Source organism: Pandoraea sp. NPDC090278, from assembly GCF_044772185.1.
GTDB lineage: Bacteria > Pseudomonadota > Gammaproteobacteria > Burkholderiales > Burkholderiaceae > Pandoraea.
The window spans coordinates 479,499-493,743 of record NZ_JBIVYJ010000001.1; the positions used below are offsets into that span (position 1 = coordinate 479,499).

Annotated in this window: 12 protein-coding genes; 8 read left to right on the top strand and 4 right to left on the bottom strand. The window is 63.7% G+C overall.

Going from position 1 to position 14,245, the window contains the following annotated elements; genetic code table 11:
• Positions 1–11: 11 nt before the first annotated feature.
• The 6 genes from folC (at position 12) to hisC (ending at position 7,453) form a co-directional block, all read left to right on the top strand.
• Positions 12–1,310 (top strand): bifunctional tetrahydrofolate synthase/dihydrofolate synthase, encoded by a 1,299-nt coding sequence (gene folC / locus ACIQWO_RS02060; RefSeq protein WP_402818559.1) that lies wholly within the window; start codon positions 12–14, stop codon positions 1,308–1,310.
• Positions 1,311–1,423: 113 nt separating this feature from the next.
• The gene (locus ACIQWO_RS02065; protein WP_402818562.1) at positions 1,424–2,389 is read left to right on the top strand and encodes an SPOR domain-containing protein; all 966 of its coding nucleotides are present in this window, start codon (positions 1,424–1,426) and stop codon (positions 2,387–2,389) included.
• Between the two features lies 1 nt (position 2,390).
• On the top strand, positions 2,391–3,326 hold the full coding sequence (locus ACIQWO_RS02070; RefSeq protein ID WP_402818565.1) for a CvpA family protein: 936 nt from the start codon (positions 2,391–2,393) through the stop codon (positions 3,324–3,326).
• Between the two features lie 55 nt (positions 3,327–3,381).
• Positions 3,382–4,902 carry an amidophosphoribosyltransferase gene (purF, locus tag ACIQWO_RS02075; protein WP_402818568.1) on the top strand — a complete coding sequence of 507 codons (1,521 nt, stop codon included), beginning with the start codon at positions 3,382–3,384 and terminating at the stop codon, positions 4,900–4,902.
• A gap of 276 nt (positions 4,903–5,178) precedes the next feature.
• Positions 5,179–6,366, top strand: a complete 1,188-nt coding sequence (locus ACIQWO_RS02080) for an O-succinylhomoserine sulfhydrylase (RefSeq protein ID WP_052252956.1) — start codon at positions 5,179–5,181, stop codon at positions 6,364–6,366.
• Positions 6,367–6,382: 16 nt separating this feature from the next.
• Entirely contained in the window at positions 6,383–7,453 is a 1,071-nt protein-coding gene (gene hisC / locus ACIQWO_RS02085) for a histidinol-phosphate transaminase (protein ID WP_402818572.1), read from the top strand.
• 141 nt (positions 7,454–7,594) lie between these two features.
• Here hisC and ACIQWO_RS02090 read toward each other — a convergent pair whose 3' ends face one another.
• From ACIQWO_RS02090 to ACIQWO_RS02105, 4 genes are all read right to left on the bottom strand, one after another.
• Complete coding sequence (locus ACIQWO_RS02090; RefSeq protein ID WP_402818575.1) at positions 7,595–8,941, bottom strand: MFS transporter; 1,347 nt, start codon at positions 8,939–8,941, stop codon at positions 7,595–7,597.
• Between the two features lie 96 nt (positions 8,942–9,037).
• Positions 9,038–10,720 (bottom strand): phosphoethanolamine transferase, encoded by a 1,683-nt coding sequence (locus tag ACIQWO_RS02095; RefSeq protein ID WP_402818578.1) that lies wholly within the window; start codon positions 10,718–10,720, stop codon positions 9,038–9,040.
• Between the two features lie 216 nt (positions 10,721–10,936).
• On the bottom strand, positions 10,937–11,302 hold the full coding sequence (locus tag ACIQWO_RS02100; protein WP_402818581.1) for a tRNA-binding protein: 366 nt from the start codon (positions 11,300–11,302) through the stop codon (positions 10,937–10,939).
• 101 nt (positions 11,303–11,403) lie between these two features.
• Positions 11,404–12,168: a helix-turn-helix domain-containing protein gene (locus ACIQWO_RS02105; protein WP_402818584.1), complete on the bottom strand. Its 765-nt coding sequence runs from the start codon at positions 12,166–12,168 to the stop codon at positions 11,404–11,406.
• A 253-nt stretch (positions 12,169–12,421) separates the two neighbouring features.
• Between ACIQWO_RS02105 and ssuE the strand changes: the two genes are divergently transcribed.
• Both ssuE and ssuD read left to right on the top strand, forming a co-directional pair.
• Complete coding sequence (ssuE, locus tag ACIQWO_RS02110; RefSeq protein ID WP_402818587.1) at positions 12,422–13,045, top strand: NADPH-dependent FMN reductase; 624 nt, start codon at positions 12,422–12,424, stop codon at positions 13,043–13,045.
• 14 nt (positions 13,046–13,059) lie between these two features.
• Positions 13,060–14,217: an FMNH2-dependent alkanesulfonate monooxygenase gene (gene ssuD / locus ACIQWO_RS02115; protein ID WP_402818590.1), complete on the top strand. Its 1,158-nt coding sequence runs from the start codon at positions 13,060–13,062 to the stop codon at positions 14,215–14,217.
• Positions 14,218–14,245: the final 28 nt, after the last annotated feature.

A 14,245-nucleotide genomic window follows, 5' to 3' on the forward strand; every position in this document is an offset into this window, starting at 1 on the left:
GCCCGCACATCATGCCGACATATTCCACTCTCGACGCCTGGCTCGCCCATCTTGAAACCGCTCACCCTGTGGGCATCGACATGGGCCTTACGCGCATTGGTCGCGTGAAAGACGCCCTCGGCCTGAAATTTCCGTGTCCCGTCTTCACGGTCGGGGGCACGAACGGCAAGGGCTCAACCTGCGCCATCATCGAAGCCATTCTGCTGTCGGCGGGTTACCGCGTAGGCTGCCATACATCGCCGCATCTGATCTCGTTCAACGAGCGTGCGCGCGTGAACGGTGAGATCGTCGACGACGCCACGCTGCTGCCGCATTTCGAAGCGGTGGAGAAAGCCCGCACGAGTTTCGACGAACCGATCTCGCTCACGTACTTCGAATTCACCACGCTCGCGATCATGCATCTGTTCGCGACGGCCGGTCTCGATGCCGTCATTCTCGAAGTGGGCCTGGGCGGCCGACTGGACGCCGTGAACATCATCGATGCCGATTGCGCCGTCATCACAAGCATCGACATCGATCACCAGCAATATCTCGGTAACACGCGCGAAGCGATCGCCATCGAGAAGGCGGGCATCTTCCGTGCGGGCAAACCGGCGGTTTGCGGCGACCCGATGCCGCCCGCGACGCTGCTAGCCGAAGCTGAGCGCATCGGTGCCGATCTGTGGCTGTTCGGTCGCGACTTCAACTATCAGGGCGACAAGCAGCAGTGGAGCTATGGCGGACGTCAGATGCGTCGTCCAGCGCTCGCTTATCCGGCGCTTCGCGGCGCGAATCAGTTGCTCAATGCGTCGGCGGCGCTCGCAGCGCTCGAATCGTTGCGCGACGTGCTGCCGGTCTCAGCGCAGGACATTCGACTCGGGCTCGCATCGGTCGAGCTGCCGGGACGTTTTCAGGTGCTGCCGGGGCGTCCGGCCGTGGTGCTCGATGTCGCACACAACCCGCACGCCGCCGCAGCGCTGGGTCACAACCTCGACGGCATGGGCTTCTTTCCGTACACGTATGCCGTGTTCGGGGCGATGGCCGACAAGGATATCGAAGGCGTGCTGCGGCATCTGGTCGACAAGGTCGATCACTGGCGTTTGTGCGCGCTGCCGACGGAGCGGGCCGCGAGTCCGGCGCTGCTCGAAGAGAAGCTTCGTGCGGTCGGATTTGTCGAAGATGCCGATCATTCGGTCGAAACCTTCGAATCCCCTGAGAAAGCCTATGCTGCCGCGCTCGAGCAGTGCGGCGAGAATGATAGAATTGTGGTTTTTGGATCGTTCTTTACGGTGGCAGGTGTGATGTCGCACCGCAAATTGCAACGCCATTGAGCGCAAAAGCGCGCATGCCGTGACATTTGCTTACGAGAAATGTCATGCGCATGACGCACCGGATGCGCGATGATCAATCCAACGACGCAAGTTTCGACCTGAGCCAAGGGCCTATGGGATTGTTTTCCTTCCGCAAGAAAGACGCCGAAGCCGTTCCCCCGAAGCGCGGTAGCCGCAGGAGCGGCCGCACCGGCACCCGTACGGCGGGAGGAGGGGGCGAGTACAGCGAGCACGAGCAACTCGACCCGCTGCTGCCTGAAAAGCAACGCGCGCGCCGCCGTCTGGTCGGCGCATTAGCGCTGGTGCTCGCGGCCGTCATCATTTTGCCGATGGTGCTCGCGCCCGAGCCGAAGCCGACGGCCGACGACATTGCCATTCAGATTCCCGGTAAGGACGCCAACTCGCCGCCCGTGCGCGTGAAGCCGCAAGCGGCTGCCGTGCCGCCGTCCGATGCATCGCTCGACAAGGGTGAGGAGGCGGTCGACAGCACCACGCTGGCGAACAACGCCAAGCCCGCACCGGCACCGACCGCCGTGCCGCCGTCTGCCGCTGTGCCGACACCCGCCCCGACGCCCGCGCCGAGCGTGGTGCCTGAGCCGCAAGTGGCGCAGGCCAAGCCGGAGCACAAGCCGGACGCCAAGCCCGACGTCAAGAAGCCGGAACAGCACGCCGACGCGAAGCCCGCAACGAAGCCGGACTCGCATGACACGGCCAAGGCGCAGACCAAGCCTGCGCAAGCCAACAACAACGTTGCCGATCCGATCGCGCAGTTCGCGCAGAACAACACGGCCGCCAAACCCGCCGCCAAGCCGGACAATCACGACACCGCGCAGAAGACCGCCTCGAACGGTAAGTTCCTGGTGCGTATCGGCGCGTTCTCGACGCAGGATCGTGCGCAGGCATGGCTCGTCAAACTCAAGCTGGTGAACGTGCCGAGCTACATGGTCAAGAGTTCGGTCGACGGCCGTGAGTTGTATTTGCTGCGGGCAGGCCCATTCCCGGATCGCACGTCGGCCGAAGCGGCTGGCAAGAAGATTCGCGACGCCGGTCTGACGGCGCAGGTCGCCGAGGCGGGCTGAGTTGGGCGATACGGTGCATAGCGGTCTGTTGACCGTAGTGGATTACGCAGCCATTGCCATTCTGGTCGGCTCGATGTTGCTGGGCATGTTGCGCGGTCTGGTGCGCGAGTTGTTCAACCTCGTGGGCTGGGTGGTGGCGTTCTTCGTTGCGCGCGCCTTCGGTCCGAGTGTCGCTCACTGGCTTCCGGCCGATCTGCCGGGCGGCGAACTGACGCAAGGGGCGCTGGGCTTTCTGCTGGTGCTGGTGGCCGTGGTGTTCGGTGCCGGGATCGTCAGCGCGCTCGTGGGACGCATGACCGACATGATCGGCCTGCGTCCGGCCGATCGCGGGTTGGGCATGCTTTTTGGCATTGTTCGCGGCGTTCTGCTCTTGATGTTGTTGATGGTCGCCGCCAAGTTTACGACGTTGCCGCAACAACCGGTCTGGCAGCACTCGGTGACACGTCCGTGGGTCGAGGCCGGTCTGGAGCGGTTGATGCCGTATCTGCCCGAGCCCGTGCAGTACTACCTGCGCAAGCCGGACGCCGCCGTGCCGAGCGCCAATCCATTGGGAAAGACGATTCCCTTGCCACAGATGGAACCTTATCGCGGCGCACCTGAGTCAGGTGGTCAGGGCGGGCAGGGTGGCCAAGGCGCGCAGCCCGGCACTCCGGGGCAGCCGTCGGGCGGACAGAATGGGCAGAGCGGCGCGGCGAATGGCGTCGTCGATCAGGTGACGCGCGGCGTGACCGCCGAAGTGGTGAACGAAGTGAAGGCAGGCGCTACGAAGGCTGTCTCGACCCGATTGTCGAACCTGATGGGCGGCGCGGGGACGGGATTGAGCGCGCAGGGTACTGCCGACGCGGCGAATGGTCAGCAGCAGGGATGGGGAATGCGCAGTGGCGGATCGAACGGATCGCCCACGCCATCGACCGGCCTGCACAAGGTTTCCGAATGACGGATAATACAGTCCGTTTGATGCAGATTTCGATGTTTTTTGAAGGATTCATGCCATGTGTGGCATCGTCGGTGTAGTCTCCAAATCCCCGGTCAACCAGTTCATCTACGATAGTCTGCTGCTGTTGCAGCACCGCGGCCAGGACGCCGCTGGTATCGCGACGACGGATGGCCAGTCCTTCTACATGCACAAGGGCAACGGCATGGTGCGCGACGTGTTCCGCACGCGTAACATGCGCGACTTGCCGGGCACGGTGGGCATCGGTCAGGTGCGTTATCCGACGGCAGGCTCGTCGAGCGCCGCACAAGCTCAGCCGTTCTACGTGAATGCCCCGTACGGGATCGTGCTCGCCCACAACGGCAACCTGACGAACTGGGAACAGCTCAAGGACGAGATGTTCCGTGTCGATCGTCGCCACATCAACACCACGTCTGACTCTGAAGTCCTGCTCAACGTGCTCGCGCACGAACTGCAGGAAAGCTCGCGCGACGGCCTGTCCGTCGACTCGCTGTTCCAGGCCGTGGGCAAGGTGCACAAGCGCCTGCGCGGCTCTTACGCCATCGTCTCCATCATCTCCGGTTTCGGTCTGCTCGCCTTCCGCGACCCGCACGGCATTCGTCCGCTGTGTATCGGCCGCTTCGACGGCCCGAACGGCACGGAGTGGATGATTGCATCGGAATCGGTGGCACTCGAAGGCATGGGCTTCGCGTTCGAGCGCGACGTCAAGCCGGGCGAGGCGATCTTCATCAGCAACGATGGCGACCTGGAGTCGAGGCAATGTGCCCCGGCATCGTCGATGCATCCCTGCATTTTCGAACTCGTGTATCTGGCGCGTCCGGATTCGGTGCTCGACGGCGTGCCCGTCTACGACGCCCGTCTGCGCATGGGCGACTACCTCGCCGAGAAGATTCGCCGCGAGATCGATTACAAGGACATCGACGTCGTCATGCCGATTCCGGATTCCAGCCGTCCCGCTGCGATGCAAGTCGCCAAGCGTCTGGGTCTGAACTATCGCGAAGGCTTCTTCAAGAACCGTTACGTCGGCCGTACCTTCATCATGCCCGGCCAGGCGATGCGCAAGAAGTCGGTGCGTCAGAAGCTCAATGCAATGCGCGTCGAGTTCAAGGACAAGAACGTGCTGATCGTCGACGACTCGATCGTGCGCGGCACGACCAGCCAGGAAATCGTGCAGATGGCGCGCGACGCCGGTGCCCGCAAGGTGATCTTCGCGTCGGCGGCGCCGCCCGTGAAGTTCCCGAACGTGTACGGCATCGACATGCCCACGCGCAGCGAACTGGTCGCCCATGATCGCAGCGACGAGGAAGTGGCTCGCATCATCGGTGCGGACGAACTGATTTATCAGGACGTCGAGGACATGAAGGCCGCAGTGCGCGACATCAACCCGGCGCTCTCCGACTTCGATGCTTCGTGCTTCGACGGTAACTACGTCACCGGCGACATCACGCCCGAGTACCTGAACCGTCTGGAGCAGCAGCGCAAGGCGCCGAAGGCGTCGGCCGTGGAAGCGAGCGAAGGCGATGAAGGCGAGCCGCGCGGCGCGCAACTGGGCCTGTAAGCCTTGCACAGCCGGGTCTGACATGGCCGGAAGGCTTGTCGGGCCGGGGCTGCCGAGGCCGCCGGAGCGGTCGGTGGAGTTTTTCCTTCTCCTCCGGCAACGTGCTACACTGCTTCTCACGTCGATTTGATTTCAGCTTGCGGACGTGGGGGAACATCCCCGAAACAGCTAAAGCGAGGCCTAGACAGATGGATTTCGAGCCCGTTTTGCTGACAAGCGAAACGGGCTTTTCTTTTTTTGGCTGGCGAGTGCGCCGACCCAATGACGAGACACACGATGGATTCCTTCGACTTCGATACCCTGGCGGTGCGCGCGGGCACGCAACGCTCCGAGTTTGGTGAACACTCCGAGGCGCTGTTCCTGACCTCGAGCTTCGTTTTCAAGAGCGCTGCCGAGGCCGCCGAGCGCTTCGCCCATTCGGAAGAAGGGTTTACGTACTCGCGCTTCACCAACCCGACCGTATCGATGTTCCAGGACCGTCTGGCTGCGCTCGAAGGCGGTGAGGCCTGCATGGCGACGGCGTCGGGCATGAGCGCCATCGTCTCGGTGGTGATGACGGCACTTTCCGCCGGTGATCACCTCGTCAGCTCGCAGAGCATCTTCGGCTCGACGCTGAACGTGTTCTCGCAGATATTTAGCCGCTTCGGTGTCGAGACAACCTTCGTCGACCCGACCGACCTCGATGCCTGGCGCGCCGCGATCCGTCCGAACACGAAGATGTTCTTCCTCGAGACGCCGTCCAACCCGCTCACCGACATCGCCGACATCGAAGCCATCGGCAAAATCGCGAAGGAAGCGGGCGCACTGTTCGTCGTCGACAACTGTTTCTGCACGCCGGTGTTGCAGCGTCCGATCGAGTACGGTGCAGACGTTGTGGTGCACTCGGCAACGAAGTACCTCGACGGTCAGGGTCGTGTGCTGGGCGGTGCGATCGTCGGCAAGAAGGACTTCATCATGGGCAAGGTCTTCACGTTCGTGCGCAGCGCGGGCCCGACGCTCTCGGCGTTCAACGCATGGGTGTTGCTCAAGGGCATGGAAACGCTGTCGCTGCGCGTCGAGAAGCAATCGGCCAACGCGTTGGAACTCGCGCAATGGCTGGAGAAGCAGCCGCAGATCGGCCGTGTGTACTACCCGGGCCTGCCGTCGCATCCGCAATACGAACTCGCGAAGCGTCAGCAAAAAGCGGGCGGCGCGATTGTCGCCTTCGAACTCAAGGGTGCAACGCCTGCCGAGCAGCGCGAGAACGCATGGCGTCTGATCGACAACACGCGTGTGTGCTCGATCACCGGCAACCTCGGCGATACGCGTACGACCATCACGCATCCGGCGAGCACGACGCACGGCCGCATCACGCCGGAAGCGCGTGCTGCAGCGGGCATCACCGAAGGGTTGATTCGTCTGGCCGTTGGTCTGGAGTCGCCTGCCGACATTCAGGCCGATCTGGCGCGCGGTTTCGTGAGCTGAGCGGGTCGAACACGTCATGAGCAAATTCTGGAGTGCGGGCGTCGCCGATCTGACGCCCTATGTCCCCGGTGAGCAGCCGCAGATGCAGCGGCTCATCAAACTCAATACCAACGAGAATCCGTACGGCCCGTCGCCGCGCGTGCTTGCCGCCATTCGCGACGCGCTCGGCGCGGATGCCGATGCCCTTAAGCTGTATCCGGACCCGGATGCACGTCGCTTCAAGCAGGCCATCGCCAAGCGCTTCGGTCTGGAAGTGGCCAACGTTCACGTGGGCAACGGTTCGGACGAAGTGCTGGCCAACGTGTTTCAGGGCCTGCTCAAGCACGACAAGCCGATCTTGTATCCGGACATCACGTATAGCTTCTACCCGGTGTACTGCGGGTTGTACGGCGTGGCGTTCGAGAACGTGCCGCTGACCGACACGTTCGAGATCGACGTCGACGCTTACCTCAAGCCGAACGGCGGCATCATTTTCCCGAATCCGAACGCGCCGACCGGGCGCGCGCTGGCGTCGGGCGAGATCGAGCGTCTGTTGGCAGGCAACCCGGATTCGGTGGTGGTGATCGACGAGGCTTACATCGACTTCGGTGGCGAGACGGCGGCGTCGCTGATCGCGAAATATCCGAATCTGCTCGTCGTGCAAACGCTTTCGAAGTCGCGTTCGCTGGCGGGGTTGCGTCTGGGTTTCGCCATCGGTCATCCGGACCTGATCGAAGCGCTGGAGCGCGTGAAGAACAGCTTCAACTCGTATCCGCTCGACCGACTTGCGCAAGCGGCAGGCGTTGCGGCCATCGAAGACGAGGCGTATTTCAACGAGACGCGTCAGGCTGTGATCGCGAGCCGCGATGCGCTCACAGTGCGGCTGTCGGCACTCGGCTTCGACGTGTTGCCGTCGACGGCAAACTTCGTGTTTGTGCGTCATCCGTCGCATGATGCGGCACAACTGGCAGCGTCGTTGCGTGAGCGTTCGATCATCGTGCGTCACTTCAAACACGCGCGCATCGCCCAGTTCCTGCGGATTACGGTGGGGACGGAGAGCGAGTGTCAGGCGTTGACGGACGCATTGAAGGAAGTGCTCGGCACGTAAGCGATCAGCGCCATAAGCGCACATCCGTGCGACGGTGCAATGGTTGTCTGCACGAAATGATGGGGGAAGGATGCGATGTCGCATCCTTCCCCCATTTGCCTTTCGGCGTGCCATACGCCAGGCGGCCAAGCATCACGGCGATCAGTTCGATCCGCTGGCAACGCTGACCGGTGAGGTGAGCGATCTCAAGCGCGCCGCGGGCGAGCGGAGGATGATCGTGAGTTGCAGCGCGAAGCCCAAGGCCATCGCGATCAGGCACGCTTTGATGCCGAGCGACGATGCGACCCACGCCCCCAGAAACGCGCCGAGCGGACGTGCGCCGAAGGTCGCCGTCATAGTCGCGGCCGACACACGTGCGATCAGGCCGCCTGGCGTGACCACTTGGCGCAGCGACGTCGTCGAGATCGTCCACACAATCGGGCCGAAGCCGAACAGAAAGAACGCGACGAAGACCAGCGCGTGGCCAACGCCGTGCTTATCGCCGACGGCCAGCACCGATGTCGATGCCATCAATATCGCCGCGACCGCCGCGCAAACCGGCCCCAAAAGGATCTGTCGTCCGAACGACAGACGTTGCGCAATGCGCGCGTAACCCATCGCGCCGCACACCATCCCGAAGCCGTACACGCCCAACGCTGCGCCGACGGCCTGCGCAGAAAATGCGAGCGCGTCGATGGCGTAGTACGCGAAGATCGCCAGCAGCAGATACCACGACGTGTTGAACACGAAAGCCGTAGCGACGATCGATCGCAGATAGGCATTTGTCGCGATGAAGCGAATGCCTTCGGCGAGTTCGCGCTTGAAATCGCGATGCGATGGCGCGCGGGGCGTTTCTTGAGGCAGACGCGACAGCCAGAACGCGCTGCCAAGCGATAACGCGAAGGCCGACGCAAACGCAAACATCCCCGAAGCTACCCCGGCGAGTACACCGCCAATCGCTGGCCCTGCGGTGAAGGCGATGCTGCGTGCAGTTTCGAGCCGCCGGTTCGTGGCGAGCAGATGCGCCGGGCCGACGAGCATGGCCACGAGCGACGGCGCAGCCGCCCCGAAGACGACCGTCCCCGAGGCCATCGCGAAGCCCAACGCACCGAGGGCTGTGAGCGACAGCCACTTCATCTGGAACAGCGCGAACAGGAGCAGTAATGCGACGGCACGCAGCAGTTCCGTGGCGATCATCAGCGGTTTGCGTCGGTACCGGTCGGCGAGCACGCCCGCAGGCAGTGAGAGCAGCAAGAAGGGCAGCGTCGTGGCGGCTTGCAACGAGGCCGTCTGTTCTGCGGACGCCTGCAATGCAATCACCGCCACAATCGGAATGACGGCCAACGTCATCTGTTCGCTGAACTGTGCGGCGAGACTCGCACGCGACAGCGACGTGACGAGCGACACGACGCGTGCTTCGGGCGACACAGTGTCGGATGCGATGGGCGTATCCGCCTTGGCTGTGGCGGCGGTCGGGCAGGGCGAGAGCGGCGGGCGAGCGTCTGACATGGGAGTCCCTTCGAGATCGATATCACGAAGGGAGTCTAGGCAGATCCCGGTTCGCAGACGCTCCGGTTCTTGCTATTGAATTGACGTTTCCTGCGGTCAGCTCGCCTCGGCCGATGGGGATGCGTGCCTTGGCGGTACCTCTGAAGGCACCTCAGACGGCACATAGGCTCGGCCGTTGATGCGGCGGGGCGTGGGCACGAACGCATCGCTCAGTACGTCGTGCGACGCGTTGTAGTACGGCGTGTCGATGTCGAGCAGGCCGAGCATCGTGTGGTCCAGACGGTCGGTCTGGTAGGGACGTTGCTCCAGCGCGGCGCGTGTTTTCGCATCGACGGCATTGATGGCGCCGCGTGACCAGACCAGCATCGGAATCTCGTAACCGGAGGCGTCGGCCACCGACTGGCCCGAGTGATTGCGTGTGTGGCCGACCTCTTGCGCGTGATCCGAGCTGAACAGCAGACTCGCGTCCGACGATCCGGTCGCCGACATCGTCTTGCGAATCAGACTTGAGACGACGAAGTCGTTGTAGGCGATAGCGTTGTCGTAGTCGTTGCGCGCATGACGTACCCAGGGCGAGCGCCCCTGCGCTTCGAGCGTGGCCATCACGCTGTCTTCGGTATTGTCGAAACGCGCGAACTCGTCGGGGTAGCGCATATCGTAGGTCGGGTGCGCGCCCAGCAAGTGCACGACGATGAGCTTGCGTGGCGCGTCGCTCGCCAGCGCCGCTTCGAAGTCCGGCAGCAGATTGCCGTCGAAGTTGTTCTCGCCGCGTCCGGCACCCTTGTTGATGAAGACACGTTCGTCCGCGCGGTTGGCGACCAACCCGAGCCAACCGTCATTGGGCATCTGATTCGAGATCCAGTAGGTGCGGAATCCGGCCTCTTTGGCGAGCATCACGAGGTCGGGTTTGCTCGTCCAGGCGTCGGGGTCGTCGAGGTGAGCGGGTGTGAGCATCTTCATGAGCGAAGCCATCGTCGCCGGTTCCGAGGACACGACATCGCGGAACACAATGAGGTCGTCGCGCATCGTGTCGAGCATCGGTGTGGTGTTGCGTGCGTAGCCGTAAAGCGACATGTTGTTGCGGTTCGAACTCTCGCCGATCACCCACACCACCGTCTTTTGCGTCGGTCCGCGATACCGCACCTGCCAGTCGGCACGCAGCGCCATGTTGCGATCGAGCTGACGCTGCAATTCGTCGGCGTGCGCCAACTGTCCCTTGTAGTCGAGGTAACGAAGCGGCCAGTAGAGGACGGGATTTTCCTTGGCCATCGTCGGGTTCAGATGCAGCGCGACGAAGCCGGTGAAGAGCGTGGCCACGGCGACCTTGCTGCGGCGTCGCAGCGGGCGAAGCGGGCCGTGAGCCTCCGCGCGCGACAGGCGGCGCTCCAGCACGACCACTGCCGTCATCAACATCGTGAAGACGGCACTGGCTTCGGTCACGTCGCGCCAGTTATGGCGAAAGAATTCACCCGTCTCGGCCGGATTGGTGTTGAACACCGCCTGCAACACAAGCAGGTGATTCGGACGCAGGCCGAAATAATCGCGCAGGAATCCTTTGGTTGCCGCATCGAGAAAGAACACGGCGATGACGCTCAGCGTGGTGGCGCTGAGCCACGCAGGTCTTGCGCGTAGCAGAAGACACAGGCCACCGAGTCCCGGCAGGGCCGTTGCCATGATCGCCGCGCTCTTGCCGAACTCGTTCACGCTGAGCATACCGAGCGCCCAGAACAGGGCGAGTCCGCCGAGCCCGAGCCCGAGGCGATAAAACAGTGATTTCAAGATGGTCGTCCCCCAAAGCTGCCGACACGTCAGGGCGTGTCTGTCGATCGCTGCCGAGGGGGGGCTTGGATGGCCCGTCCGTTCATGGCAGCAATTGCATCGCAGCTTCGACCGTAGTTCGCGTATTTGGTGTCGTGGGGACGTTATTTTTGGGACGAATGCCGTTCGGTATTCCGAAATAACTCAGGAACTTGTTGCGGCGAAGGTCGCTGAAGCTCAGTGCAAGCGTGCGCCGTTGGGTACCTTGCGCTCCACGCTGGCCAGGACGATGGCCCCGTCGGCGTCGGCAAAGCCTGTCACCAGCACCTCTGACACGATGCCCGCGATGCGCTTCGGCCCGAAGTTGCACACGCACAGGACCTGTCGGCCGACGAGGGCCTCTGGCGTGTAGTGCACCGTGATCTGCGCGCTCGATGTCTTTACGCCCAACTCGCCGAGATCGACTTCCAGCACGTATGCGGGCTTCTTCGCTTTTTCATTGACGCGTGCCGACACGACCGTGCCCACACGCAGCTCGATCTTCTCGAAGTCCTGCCATTCGATGGTGCTCGGGGTCTCGGTCTTGTGCTCGGAATCCGTCATTTGCTGCTCCGTTCGCGATGAGATAGGGAAGGAACGGGAGAGCGTAACGCGTCGCGCGTGGAAGAGGCTTGTGAAATACGGCAGACAGTCCGACGCGTCTGTCAGTTGGCCGTCCGGGCACGTCGCCAGGCGGCGGGCGTCAGGCCGAAGTGCTGACGGAAGGCATGGGTGAGGGCGCTTTGATCGTTGAAGCCGACGTCGAGTGCGATGTCGGCGAGCGGTGCGTCCTCATCGAGCAGCAGCGAAGCGGCGCGGGCGAGCCGCAGGCGCATGAGATGCCGGTGAGGCGTCTCGCCGGTCATCGCCACGAAGCAGTCGTGGAAATGCCGCACGCTCATGCCCGCTTCCCGCGCGAGCGTGGCGGTGTCGAGCGGTGTGGCGAGGTCGGCTTGCAGACGCGCGTCGACCTGCGACAGATCCAGCCGCACAGTGCGCGAGGCATGACGTGCCGGTGCCAGTCGGGGCGCGAGCGCGGCGAGCCATTCCCGCACGACGGGGTCGTCGGCATCGAGTGGGCGTCCGTCATCCACGCTGGCGCTCACCCGATGGACCAGCGCCAGCAGCCCGGCATCCAGCGCGAAGAACGCCTCCCGCGCGAAGGCGCGCGACGTGCCGGTGGCGTTCGCAATCGCGGCAGGGACATCCAGCACGATTTGCCGGTTCGGCCCGTCGCCTCGATAGCCATGCCGTACGCCCGCCGGAATGACCACGCCGTTGCGCGCGCCCACGCGTCCGTGCTGGGTGGCGTCGCCGTCGAGCGAGAGCGACATGCGTCCCGACAGTCCGATCACGACCTGATGGAAGTCGTGTGTGTCGGTGCTATCGGTGGGACGGTACTCGCGAAATTCGAGGATCGGGGCGGACATGGCAATGAGGTGGCGCGATTATCACCGCCGGATGGAATAAGGCGGCAAAGGTGCATGACTTCAGGTTATGAGAAAACGCGCAAAGCTATCCCGGATTGATTGGTTCGGGCGCGCGGGACGCCTCGCTACACTGGTTCACCAGTGGCCGACGGCGCGTACTCATCGGCGTCCCGGCTGGCATCGCGGGCACCGCTCAGGTGCCTGTGGCGCGCTTCGATTCCACAGGGCTGCGGCCCGTCTTAGGCAGGGAAGTATGACATACGCCGTCACGATCTCGGGCAGCCCGTCGGCCGCCTCACGCAGCGCCCGGTTGTTGCGTTTCGTCGAATCCGATCTGGCTTCGGCCGGTATCGAGGTGCGCCGCATCGACATCCGTGCACTCTCGCCCGCCGCGCTGCTCGCCGCCGACACCTCGCACGACGATCTGCGTCATGCGCTTGCCCAAGTGGCCGGTGCACAGGCGGTTGTCGTCGCTACGCCGGTCTACAAGGCGGCTTATAGCGGCTTGCTGAAAGCCTTCCTCGACGTGCTGCCGCAAGACGGCCTCGCGGACAAGCTCGTCGCCCCGTTCGCGACCGGCGGCAGCCCCGCGCATCTGCTCGCGCTCGACTACGCGCTCAAGCCGGTGCTTTCGGCGCTCGGTGCGCAGCACATTCTGCGTGGCGTGTTTGCCGTCGATCTGCAAGTACCGAAGGAAGAGGGCGCAACGCTTGACGCCGCCATCGCCGAACGTCTGGGCGCGACCGTCGATCAGCTCTCGCAATGGCTGCATGAGCGCGAGGTGATCCGTCAGTGGCCGGGCAAGGTGGCCGAAGGCATCCGGAACGCACGCGGAGCGCTCGGTGTGGGCGCCGCCAGCGCCACACTCGCTGCCTGAGTGCCGGAGTCCGTATGCAAGTCTTCTGGTTTATTCCGACGCACGGTGACGCCCGTTATCTCGGCACATCCGACGGCGGGCGCGTGTTCGATTTCGACTACGCACGACAGATCGCGAGTGCAGTCGACACGCTCGGCTACGAGGGCGTTCTGCTGCCCACGGGGCGTTCCTGCGAAGACGCCTGGGTGACGGCGTCGAGCCTCATCGGTGCGACCCGTCACCTGAAGTTTCTCGTCGCCATTCGCCCCGGCATCGCATCGCCTGCGCTCACCGCGCGCATGGCGGCGACGTTCGATCGCCTCTCGGGCGGCAGGCTATTGATCAACGTCGTCACGGGCGGTGATGCCGGTGAACTCGAAGGCGACGGCTTCTTCGCCGACCATGCGCAGCGCTACGAAGTGACGGATGAATTCCTTCGCATCTGGCGTTCGATTCTGGAGAAATCGCATCGCGGCGAGAGCGTCGATTTCGACGGTGAGCATCTGCGCGCGAAGGGCGCAAAGCTGCTGTATCCGCCGGTGCAGACGCCGCATCCGCCGCTGTATTTCGGCGGATCTTCGGAGGCGGCGCGTCAGATTGCGGCCGAGCAGCTCGACGTCTATCTGACGTGGGGCGAACCGCTGGCCGATGTCGCCGAGAAGATCGCAGACGTGCGTGCGCGCGCCGCCAAACTCGGGCGCACGTTGCGCTTCGGTCTGCGCTTGCATGTGATCGTGCGCGAGACGGAAGACGAAGCGTGGCGTGCCGCCGACTCGCTCATCAGCAAGCTCGACGACGAGACCATCGCGCGCGTGCAGACACAGTTCGCGAAGATGGATTCGGAAGGGCAGCGACGCATGGCCGCGTTGCATGGCGGGCGCCGCGACAAGCTCGTGATCGCACCGAACCTGTGGGCCGGTGTGGGACTCGTGCGCGGCGGCGCTGGCACGGCGCTCGTGGGCGATGGCCCGACCGTGGCGCAGCGTCTGCGCGAATACGCGGATCTGGGTATCGACACGTTCATTCTGTCGGGCTATCCGCACCTCGAAGAGGCGTATCGCTTTGCCGAACTGGTGTTCCCGCATCTGCCGCGCGAGGTGCGCGAGAAGCTTGGGAACGGTCACGGTCCGTTGTCCGGGCCGATTGGCGAAGTGATGGCCAACAACATCGTGCCGCAGGCGTCGCAAAGCTGATTCGCGCACCTGAGCGCCGATACACATC